Origin of the sequence: Amycolatopsis sp. NPDC051071, assembly GCF_040682875.1 — a bacterium.
In the GTDB taxonomy this organism is placed as follows: domain Bacteria; phylum Actinomycetota; class Actinomycetes; order Mycobacteriales; family Pseudonocardiaceae; genus Amycolatopsis.
Window position 1 is genome coordinate 1 of the sequence record NZ_JBFBBY010000217.1, and the last position, 11,058, is coordinate 11,058.

At 68.0% G+C, this 11,058-nt stretch carries 9 protein-coding genes; all 9 read left to right on the forward strand.

Going from position 1 to position 11,058, the window contains the following annotated elements; genetic code table 11:
* The first annotated feature begins 405 nt into the window (after positions 1-405).
* The 9 genes from AB0M65_RS37395 (at position 406) to AB0M65_RS37435 (ending at position 10,958) form a co-directional block, all read left to right on the forward strand.
* A complete protein-coding gene (locus AB0M65_RS37395) occupies positions 406-642 on the forward strand; it encodes a ferredoxin (protein ID WP_364039097.1) in 237 nt (78 codons plus the stop codon).
* Positions 643-696: 54 nt separating this feature from the next.
* Positions 697-1,923 carry a cytochrome P450 gene (locus AB0M65_RS37400; RefSeq protein WP_364039100.1) on the forward strand — a complete coding sequence of 409 codons (1,227 nt, stop codon included), beginning with the start codon at positions 697-699 and terminating at the stop codon, positions 1,921-1,923.
* A gap of 105 nt (positions 1,924-2,028) precedes the next feature.
* The gene (locus AB0M65_RS37405) at positions 2,029-2,475 is read left to right on the forward strand and encodes a hypothetical protein (protein WP_364039103.1); all 447 of its coding nucleotides are present in this window, start codon (positions 2,029-2,031) and stop codon (positions 2,473-2,475) included.
* A gap of 85 nt (positions 2,476-2,560) precedes the next feature.
* Positions 2,561-3,796, forward strand: coding sequence for an amidohydrolase family protein (locus AB0M65_RS37410; RefSeq protein ID WP_364039106.1), 1,236 nt, complete (start codon positions 2,561-2,563; stop codon positions 3,794-3,796).
* Between the two features lie 77 nt (positions 3,797-3,873).
* Positions 3,874-4,122: a phosphopantetheine-binding protein gene (locus AB0M65_RS37415; RefSeq protein WP_364039109.1), complete on the forward strand. Its 249-nt coding sequence runs from the start codon at positions 3,874-3,876 to the stop codon at positions 4,120-4,122.
* The gene (locus AB0M65_RS37420) at positions 4,119-5,675 is read left to right on the forward strand and encodes an AMP-binding protein (RefSeq protein ID WP_364039112.1); all 1,557 of its coding nucleotides are present in this window, start codon (positions 4,119-4,121) and stop codon (positions 5,673-5,675) included. The genes AB0M65_RS37415 and AB0M65_RS37420 overlap by 4 nt, the downstream gene beginning before the upstream one ends.
* A 20-nt stretch (positions 5,676-5,695) precedes the next feature.
* Positions 5,696-8,113 (forward strand): condensation domain-containing protein, encoded by a 2,418-nt coding sequence (locus AB0M65_RS37425; protein ID WP_364039115.1) that lies wholly within the window; start codon positions 5,696-5,698, stop codon positions 8,111-8,113.
* Positions 8,114-8,127: 14 nt separating this feature from the next.
* Complete coding sequence (locus AB0M65_RS37430; RefSeq protein ID WP_364039118.1) at positions 8,128-9,420, forward strand: MFS transporter; 1,293 nt, start codon at positions 8,128-8,130, stop codon at positions 9,418-9,420.
* Complete coding sequence (locus tag AB0M65_RS37435; RefSeq protein ID WP_364039121.1) at positions 9,417-10,958, forward strand: amino acid adenylation domain-containing protein; 1,542 nt, start codon at positions 9,417-9,419, stop codon at positions 10,956-10,958. Before AB0M65_RS37430 ends, AB0M65_RS37435 begins: the two co-directional genes overlap by 4 nt.
* Positions 10,959-11,058: the final 100 nt, after the last annotated feature.

Here is an 11,058-nt window from a genome sequence, read left to right on the forward strand (position 1 = left end):
GAGTGATTTGGGTCGTTAGAACGACCCAAATCACTCACGACCCCCGCAGGCGACGCCACCTGTACCCCTGTCGCCACACCTGTCACTGTCCATAATGGACGCATGTGCTCGGGTGTCGGTGGCCCGCTCGCGTGTTGCGAAAGGCACCTTCGCAACACGCGCAGGTGGTCGGTCCGGAGGCAGCTGTCCGCGTCTATGAAGGATTTGGGACGGTGAGTGTCCCAAATCCTTCATAGACAAGGCGAGATCAGGGCCCCGAGTACTCGCGTTGCCCCTCGATAGCTGGACGCCTTGCGTCACAAGGTGTTCCCCTGAACGATCGGGCCCCGCCGTTCAACTGGTTCCGGGCGGCAGTTGAACGTGAACGAACGCTCGAAGGCGCCGTGCGATTCCAAGGAGACTGACATGACCGAGAGCGGTCGCCGCTGGCGAATCCTCGTGGACCAGGACTCGTGCATAGGTTCTGGAGTGTGTGTGGGGGACCTTCCGCACCGGTTCCGGATCGTCGACGACAGGTCGCAGCCGATCGACGTCGAGATCGGTGCCGACGAGGAGGTGCTTGCCGCCGCCGACTCCTGTCCGCGGGAAGCGATCCGCGTTGTCGACGTGGCGACCGGCGAGGTACTGGCGCCCACCGAATGACCCCGACCTGAACAAGACACCGTGCCCGGCCAGCCGGGTGCGTGGAGGACGTTGATGCAAAGCCGTCGAACGACGAAGGTCGAGAGACTCTCGGCCGACTTCGTCCAGGATTCCTACACGTTGTACGCGCGGTTACGAGACGCGGGCCCACCAAGGGAAGTGATGATGCCGCACGGCATCAAGGTGTGGATGGTGACCCGTTACCACGACGCTCGCGTCCTGCTGGCCGATCCGCGGATCAGCAAGGACGGGCGCCGGGTCAACGAGTTCTTCGCCAGGCACGCCGAGTCGCCGGACAAGGCACCCGCCGCCGTCGACGACGAGCTGGCCGCGCATATGCTCAACAGCGATCCGCCGAACCATGTCAGGTTGCGCAGACTGGTCGGCAAGGCGTTCACCGAGCGGAGGGTGAAACTCCTGCGGCCGCGGATCGAAGAGATCACCGACGAGCTGCTCGACCGGATGGCAGGCAGGCGTGAGGTGGAGCTGATCGAGGAGCTGGCCGCCCCGCTGACCATCACCGTCCTCGCCGAACTGCTCGGCGTGCCGTCCGAGAATCGTCAGGTCTTCCGTTCCTGGACCAACACCCTCGTCGGGGCCAGCCACACCGCGGAGGAGGTGGCCACGGCTTCGGCCGCGGTGGCCAGGTTCACCGAGGACCTGATCGACGCGAAACTCGCCGACCCGGGCGACGACATGTTCAGTGCCCTGGTCCAGGCCACCGAGGAGGGGGACAGGCTCAGCAAGGACGAGTTGGTGGCCATGGTCTTCCTGCTCGTGGTGGCCGGGCACGACACCACGTTGAGCATGCTCGGCAACGGGGTGTACGCCTTGCTCCGCCATCCGGACCAGCTCGCCAGGTTGCAGGCGGATCGATCGCTGTTGCCCGCCGCGGTCGACGAGTTGCTGCGGTACGAGGGCTCGGTCAGCCTCGCGACCTTCCGGTTCACCACCGACGACATCCCGCTGGACGGCGTGACCATTCCCGGCGGCGAGATCGTGGTGGTGGCACTGGGTTCGGCGAATCGGGACACGGAGAAGTTCGAACACGCGGACCGGTTGGACATCACCCGCAGGCTCGGCGGCCACCTCGCCTTCGGCCACGGCATCCACTACTGCGCCGGTGCGCCGCTGGGGCGCCTGCAGGTGGAGATCGGCATCGGCAGGCTGCTGGAGCGGTACCCGAACCTGGCGCTGGCGGCGGAACCGGAGCGGCTCCAGTGGAAAACCAGCACCATCATGCACGGCCTGGTCTCGCTGCCGGTCCTCCTGAACGGTTAGGCCACCCCACCCGCCCCGCCGCGAAAGCTCCCCGTGCTTTCGCAGCGGGGCGTCGGCGTTTTCGAGTGGCCTGGCCGCCGTCTGACGCCGTGCTACCGTTGCCACATGGGTGATTTCGATTTTCTCGCAGGCACCTGGAATGTCCTCAACCGCCGCCTGACCAAGCGACTGGCCGGGAGCGACGACTGGGTCGAGTTCACGGCACCCGCGAAGGGCTGGACCCTTTTCGACGGAATGGCGAATGTCGACGAAATCATTTTCCCGGACGGCACGCGGGGGCTCACTTTGCGCCTGTTCAACCCGGCCACCCGGAAATGGGCTCTGAATTGGGCGAGCAGTGAGACCGGCACCCTCTTTCCCCCTGTCGTCGGCCAGTTCACCGACGGCCGCGGTGTTTTCTACGGCGAGGACACTGAGGGCGGCGCACCCGTGCGGGTCCGGTTCACCTGGTCGGAGATCACCGAGAACTCGGCGCGCTGGGATCAGGCCTTCTCGATCGACGACGGGGCGAACTGGGAGCTCAACTGGATCATGGATTTCACCCGTTCCTGACGATCATATTTCCGCACGCGACCATCCGCGGTGCGCAACCGTCGCCGGGTGACCGAACCGGTCGTGGTCTGCTTCTCTGACCCGCATGGTGCAACGAATCGAAGCTTCCCAACTGGTTCCCGGCCGCGGCACGCCGATCCCCGATGGTGTTGTGATCGTCGAGGACGATCGGATCAGCTATGCCGGTCCGCGTGCCGAGGCACCGGACACCCCCGGCGCCGACGTGACCCGCGGGCATACCGTGATGCCCGGAATGTGGGACTGTCACGGGCATTTCATGGGTCTGCGGAGCGCGGACCTGCACGATCTGATGCATGAGCCGATCGCTTTGCGGTCGGCCCGCTGCGTGTCGGATCTGCGGGCCTGCCTCGATTCGGGCTTCACCTCCATCCGCGAGGTCGGCGGTCTCGGTATCCACCTGGCCCGTGCCGTCGCCGAGGGCACCATCGAGGGACCGACGATTTACAGCGCCGGCACCGCCCTGTCGACCACCGGCGGTCACGGCGACATCCACGGCTTCCCTGTCCCGTGGATCAACGACTTCGGCCATCTCGGTGGTGAGCTGCGGTTGGCCGACGGACCTGCCGAGTGCGCGCGGGCCGCACGCGAACAGTTACGCAACAACGCCAAGCTGATCAAGGTATTCGCGTCCGGCGGTGTTCTGTCCGAAGTGGACCATCCGATGCACCAGCAGTTCACCGACGCGGAGCTGGCCGCGATCGTCGAGGTGGCGGGCCAGGCCGACCGGGTGGTCGCCGCACACTGTCACGGCAAGCCGGGCATCATGGCCGCGCTGAAGGCGGGTGTGCGCACCATCGAGCACGGCACTTACCTCGACGAGGAAGCCGCCGCGGCGATGCGTGAGACCGGCGCGATCCTGGTGCCCGCCCGCGCGATCATCCATCTGCTGCTCACCAGCGATCTGGTTCCGCCGTACGCCAAGCGAAAGCTCGAAGAGGTGTCCGGACGGCATCTCGAAGCGATCTCCCTCGCCCGCGAGGCAGGCGTCACCATCGCGCTGGGCACCGACCTTGCCATGACCGGCCCCGACCGGCCCACCCAGTGGGGTAAGGGTGGCATCGAGCTCTCGCTGATGGTCAAGGGCGGCGCCACCCCGCTGGAAGCGATCGAGATGGCCACCGCCACCGCGCCCGCCACGCTCGGACCGCAGGCACCGCGCTCTGGACGGCTGCTGGCCGGCCACGACGCGGACGTGCTCCTGCTGGACGCGGATCCGTTGCTGGACATCGATGTCCTCGCCGATCCGGCACATGTGACCGACGTCTGGAAGGCCGGCCGTCAGGTGAAACAACGGCCGTAGAGCCCGAGTACATCGAGAGAACAACCGCGGCGGCGATGGTCTCGGTGACGAAGCCCCGGCTCGATGGAGAAATGCCCATGAGTGACACGATTGTCGAGCTCGACGCCCTTATCGCGCGGTATGCGACCTTCGCTTTCGACGACTCGACCCCCTTGCTCGACGCGGGTCTGGAGTCGTTGGCGTTACTGCGTCTCGCGGTCGACGTGGCAGGCGACGACGACGCCGAGATCGACGCCACCCGGCTGGTCGACCTGCATACGGTCGCCGACCTGAAGCACTGGCTCGCCGATCTGGCCGCCACCGGCCAGGACGGAGACGCGCGATGACGACTCGCAGACTTTATGACTGGTTCGGCGACACGGTGGCGAGCGCCGGCTCCTCGACGGCGATCGAGGTCACCGGTCTCACCTTGACCTACGACGAGTTGCGGGCCGCCGTCGAACGGATGGCGGTGCGCCTGGTGTCGGCCGCGGGCCGACGGCCCGCCCGGGTCGGCCTGCTGACGTCACGCAGTCTCGCGAGCTACGTGGGATACCTGGCGATCCAGCGGGTCGGCGCGGCCGTCGTGCCGCTCAACCAGGGTGCGCCGGTCGCCAGGAACCTGGCGATCACCAAGGACGCCGGTCTGGACGTGACGATCGTCGACGACACCTCCGCCAAACAGTTGCCGGAGTATCCGCGGCAGTCGGGGATTCCGATCGTCGACCTGACCGGTGACCGGTGGCGGGCCTTGCTGGACGGCGGCGAGCCACTGCCCGAGATCGGTTCCGGCGACGGTGACGTCGCCTACATCATCTACACGTCAGGCTCGACGGGGAGCCCGAAGGGCGTGCCGGTGACGCATGGCTGCGTCTCCGCGTTGCTGGAGGACAACATCCGCCGGTTCGGTTTCGCCGACGACTGCCGGGTGTCGCAGACCTTCGAGCTCTTCTTCGACGGTTCGATCGTGGAGCTCTTCGCGACTTGGGGCACCGGCGCGACGCTGTGCGTCCCGCAGCACAACGAGGTGTTCGCTCCGGTGCGCTTCGTCAACGAGAAGCGCCTCACACACTGGTTGTCGGTGCCGTCGATCATCTCCTTCGCCCGCAGGTTGCGAGCACTCGCCCCGGGCAGCATGCCCAACCTGCGCCGGGGCATGTTCGGCGGCGAGCCGCTGAACCTCGAACAGGTCGAGGTGTGGCGGGCCGCCGCACCCAACGCGAAGATCCACAACTGCTACGGGCCGACGGAACTGACCGTCATCTGCACCGGCTACGAGGTACCGGCCGAGCGCGCCGACTGGCCGATCACATCCAACCGTTCCATGCCGATCGGTGAGATCTTCCCGCATCTGGACTACGCCCTGCTCGACGAGGAGTTCCGGCAGAGCGAGGACGGAGAACTGTGCGTCCGTGGCTCGCAGCGCTTCCCCGGCTACCTGGACTCCGGTGAAAACGCCGGGCGGTTCCTGGCCTTCGACGGTAAGCAGGGCAGCGTCTATGACGGTACGGAGCCGCTGACCCCCGAGCACTGGTACCGCACCGGTGACCGGGTGCGCCGGGAGAACGGCGAGCTGGTCCATCTCGGCCGCGTCGATGACCAGATCAAGGTCCGGGGCAACCGGGTCGAACTGGGGGAAATCGAGTCGGCGCTGCGACGGCATCCGTCGATCGCCGAAGTGGTCGTGGTGGTACTCACCGCCGTTGATGGCGAGGTGGACCTGCATGCCGTCTATGCCGGCGATCCCGTGGACGAGAGCGAATTCGCCCGGCTGCTTGAGGACCTCCCGGTGTACATGCGCCCGAGGGGCTATCACCGGCGCGACAGTATTCCGTTGGCCGCCAACGGAAAGGTCGATCGCAAAGGGTTGACCGAAGAGATCATGCCGACCGTTCGCTAAGGAACCAGAAAGGAATTCCGTTGAACGCTCCTGTCGCGACGGACACCGGCATGATCCCGGCCAGTGCCCTCATGGAGATGTTGTGGTGGATTCACCAGAGGGCCAAGAACAAATCCGTCTACAACCAGACCTGGCCGCTGAAGGCCGACCGGCCGCTGGACTTCGACGCACTGCGGCTCGCCTGGCAGACCGTGGTGGACCGGTACGAGGCGCTGCGTGCCAGTCTGCATCACCGGGACGGCGCGATCATGGTGTCCATCGTCGACCACGTCGACGTCGAGCCGCAGTGGATCACGATCGACGATCCCGGTTCGGTGCCGGTGGAGCCCCTGCTGAGGTCGATCGCGGGGGAGATCCAGGAGCGTCCGCTCGCCTTGGACGTCGCCCCGGCGGCACGGCTGGTGGCGGTGACCGTCGGCGACGAGCACGAGTTGCTGGTCACCGTCCACCACGCCCTCGTCGACGGCTGGGGGATGCAACTCATGATGGACGACTTCGCCACGGCCTACGCGGCGGCGGTGGACGGCAAGGAGCCGGTGTTCGGCGCCGAACCCCCGGTGTCGTTCCGGGAACATATCCTTTCCTCGAACGCCGCCCGCGCGGATGGCCGCTGGGACGCGAGCTTGAAGTACTGGCGCGAGAAGCTCGACGGCGCGGTGACCACGACGCTGGTCGCCGACCGGCACACCTACACCGGCACCGGCAACAAAGGCGGGATGGTGCGGTTCGTCTTCAGCAAGGAGGCCGTCGACGGCATCGGCACACTCGCCACGCGGTACTTCACCACACCGTTCAGCGTGCTGTTCGCCGCGCTGCAGACGGTGCTCGCCCGCGGCGGCGCCGGACCGGAGGTGTGCACGGGACTGGTCAGCGCCAATCGGATGACGCCACAGGACCAGGCGCTGGTCGGGTATCTGGCCAACGTCCTGGTCACGAGGACCATCGTCGAGGACGAGGACTCGTTCGGTGCCGTGATCGAGAAGGTGCGCGACGGCATGTGGGACAGCCTCGCGCACCAGACGGTGCCGTTCTCCCTGGTGTACGGCGCACTCACCGAATCGGCGCAGGCCCGGTTGCGGGACGCGATCCCGATCCTGGTGACCTGGTACGGATCGATCGGCGTCGGGTTGCGTCTCGGCGACGTCGCACTGAAGCTGCAACGCGCACCGAACCGGGCGGCCCGTACCGACCTCGGGTTCGGGGTGTTCGACTTCGACGGCGAGTACATCGTCGAGTCCGAGTACAACGTCGGCCGGTTCGACCACTCGACGGCACAGCGCTTGTTCCAGGACATCGACCGGATCCTCGCGGAAGGCGGCGTCGACCCGGAGCTGCCGGTCGGCACCATCGAGATCCGGTCCAAGACCGCGCCCGCCTATCTGGAGCACACCATCACCACGGCGGATCTGGACACCACGGAGATGCCGGAGTCCGCGACGCTCGACCAGGTTCGCCGGGTCTGGACCGACGTGCTCGGCACTCCGCCGACCGGGGCGGACGAAGACTTCTTCGCCACCGGCGGCCGATCGCTCAAGGTCGTCCAGTTCGCGTCGGCCATCGAGTCGGAAAGCGGCGTGGTGCTGGACATCACGAGGTGGCTCACAGAACCGACCCCGCGGAAGGCCGCCGAGCAGCTCGACGGCGACGCCGATGCCGACGACGGCAGCACCCTGGTCGTCCTCCGGGACGGCGGCGGTCCGCATCTGCATTTGCTGCCCGGCGCGGGCGGCAGCGTGCAGGACTACCGCGAGCTGGTGGCGGAACTGCCGGGGGACTGGCGTGTCACGGCTTCACAGGAACGCACCGCGCTGGACTCGATTCCGGCGATGGCGGCGCGGTTCCGCGCCGATCTCGACGCCGAGGGCCTGCGTCCCGATCTGCTCGGCGGCTGGTCGATGGGCGGGCAGATCGCGTTCGAGATGGCGGCCACCGGCCAGGGCACCCCGGCACCAGTGGTGCTGCTCGACTCGACGCCACCGGTCCGGCACGACATCCCCATCGAGCTCCGGGATGCGGTGGTGTACCAGGTCTTCGCCGAGAACATGGCCGCGACGTTCGGCGTGACCCTCGACGGCACGCCGGCGCGGACCACGCCGGGCGATCCCGAGCTGACCATGCGGGTGCTGGCCGCCCGGCTGGCCGCGGCGAGCGGGCAACCGGTTTCGGTCGCGATGCTCATCGAGCGTTGGACGACGTTCAACCGGCACACCGACGCCGTCGGCTCGTACGTCCGCGAACGGCCGCTCGCGGTGCCCGCACTGCTCGTCCGTGCGGAGCTGACCGAGCAGCAGGTGGACCACTGGCTGGCGCGATTCACCGCACCGCCGCGCCTGATCCGGGTCGAGGCCGATCACTACGGCATCCTCCGGGCCCCGGTGATCACGGAGATCGCCCGCGCCATCGACCAGCTCCGCACCACCGCGACGCAATCCGTGTGACCTTGGGAGATGCTGTGTCCGAGCGACCCTCGAATGTTCCCGCCATCGCGACCGCCGAGACCCGAACGGCGTCGCCGCGACGCAACGAGTGGCTGCTGATCTCGTTCACCGGGACGACCAATACCGCCGACGCGGTGATGCGGGTGGCACTTCCGTTGCTGGCCACCACGGTCACCGACGCGCCGGCGTTGATCGCCGCGGTGGCGATCATGCTGACGCTTCCGTGGCTGATCACCGCGTTGCATATCGGCGTGCTGGTGGACCGCAAGAACCGGCGGTCGCTGATGGTGGGGGCCGAATTCGGCAGGATGGCCGCGATGGCGATCGTACTGATCGCGGTCGCGTCCGGCACCGTGAACCTGCCACTGATCTTCGCCGTGGCACTGGTGCTCGGCGTCGCCGAGGTGGTCGCGCAACTGGCCGCGATGTCGATCATCCCGTCGGTGACGCCGAAGAGCCGATGGCAGTCGCTGAACGCGCGGCTCACCGCGACCGAGTACGTCACGTTCAGCTTCGTCGGCGCGCCGGTCGGCGGATTCCTGGTCGCCGCCGGGTTCGCGCTGGCTCTGGGTACCAGCGCCGCGGTGTACCTGTTCGGTGCGTTGCTGTTGACCATGCTGGTCGGCGACTTCGCGGTGAAGCCGGGCAAGGAGCGCCGTCCGGCGAGGGCGGAGATCCGCGAGGGCCTGACCTTCCTGTGGCGGCACCGGTTGCTGCGTACGATGGCCGCGCTGATCACGGTCATGGCCAGCTGCTGGGCGGCCTGGTACGCGCTCATCCCGGCGTACGCGGTCGGCGGGCCGCTCGCCCTCACCCCCGCCCAGTACGGGTTCCTGCTGACCAGCCTCGGTGCCGGCGGTGTGCTCGGCACGGCGCTGGTCGGCCCGGTCAACCGGCTGATCGGCAGGCGCTGGGCGATGTTCGTCGACATCATCGGCACGGTGGTGATGGTCGGGGTGCCCGCGCTGGTACCCGGTACGCCCGCCAGTGTCTGGCCGGTCGGCATCGCCGCGTTCTTCGCGGGTGTCGGCGGGACGATGTGGACGGTGAACTCCCGGGTGATCAGCCAGTCGCTGGTGCCCAACGAGCTGCTGGGCCGGTTCAGCGCGGCGAGCAGGCTGATCTCCTGGGGCATGGTCCCGGTGGGTGCGGGACTCGCCGGTGGGCTCGCCCAGCTGTTCGGCTTCCAAGTCGCGTTCGGCTTCTTCGCGATCGCCTGCCTGCTGATGATCTACCCGTTCCTGCGGGTGATCACCGCGGACGCGATCGCCGAGGCCGATGCCCCGGCTGAGACGAGCGGGAAGTGATCGATCCACAAGGGACGATGTACGGCTGGTTCCTCGACACCGTACGAAGATGTCCTGGCGCGACGGCGATCGAGGTGCAAGACGACGTGCTGAGTTACGGCGAGCTCCGGCTGCTCGCCGAACGGCTGGCCGCCGGGCTGGTGCGGGCCGCGGGCAGGCGTCCGCGCGCGGTCGGCCTGCTGGCCGCGCGCAGCCTCGCCACCTATGCCGGCTACCTCGCGGCGCTACGGCTCGGTTCGGTCGTCGTCCCGCTCAATCCGAAGTTCCCGGCCGACCGGAACCGATCCATCTGCGTGGCGGCCGGGGTCGACGTGGTGGTGGTCGACGACGACGCCGCGGTGGAAGTGGTGGCAGGCACAGGCGCCGTCGCGCTGCCACTGACCGGAGCGTGGCCCGAGCGACTACCCGAGCCGTGGAATCCGCCCTACGTCGGTGATCCCGACGCCGTGGCCTACCTGCTGTTCACCTCCGGCTCGACCGGAACGCCCAAGGGCGTGCCGATCCGGCATCGCAATGTGGCCGGTTACGTGGCGCACTGCGTCGAGCGCTACGCGGTCACGCCCGGCTGCCGGCTGTCCCAGACCTTCGACCTGACCTTCGACCCGTCGGTGTTCGACCTGTTCGTCTCGTGGGGGACCGGCGCGACTTTGGTGGTGCCGTCCGACGCGGAAGTACTCACCCCGGCCAGGTTTGTCACCGGCAAGCGGATCACTCACTGGTACTCGGTACCGTCGGTGGTGTCGCTCGCCGGGCGGCTGCGCGGACTACGCCCCGGCGCGATGCCGGATCTGCGCTGGAGCGTTTTCGCCGGTGAGCAACTGACCATGGAGCAGGCCCGTGCCTGGGCGGCCGCCGCACCGAACAGTGTGCTGGAGAACGCCTACGGCCCGACTGAACTCACCGTCACGGTCACCGCGTACCGGCTTCCCGCCGATCACGGGTCGTGGCCGGACACGTCCAACGGCACCGTGCCGATCGGCCGCGTGCACGACGCGCTCGACGCGGTGCTGGTCACCGAGGACGGCCGGGCCGGCGAGGACGGCGAGCTGTGCGTGCGTGGCGGCCAGCGCTTCGACGGCTACCTGGACCCGGCTGACGACCGCGGCCGGTTCTTCCGCGGCGAAACGTCGTTCGTCGTCGCCGACGGAACACCGCGGGTGGACGACTGGTACCGCACCGGCGACCGGGTCCGCCGGGAACACGGCGACCTTGTCCACATCGGACGGTTGGACGACCAGGTCAAGATCCGCGGCTACCGCATCGAACTCGGCGAGATCGAGGCGGTGCTGCGCGCGTACCCGGGTATACGGGACGCCGTGGTGGTCGCCGCACCGGCGCCGGGCGCGCAAACCGTGCTGCACGCCCTGTACACCGGTGAGCCTGCCGACACGACCGAGCTGACCGCCGCCGTCGCTCGCCGCCTCCCGGAATACATGGTCCCCACCGCCATGCGCCACGTCGATACCTTCCCCGTCAACGCGAGTGGCAAGATCGACCGGCGGCGCCTCGTCAAGGAAGTGGGGGACGGGCCGCGATGACCGCCTTGCCGCGTGCCTGGTCCCGCGGGGTCGTGAGTCCGTGATGTCTCCTTGCCTAGGTACGTGAAGGCCCCCTTCCTTGCGCTAGGCGCAAGGAAGG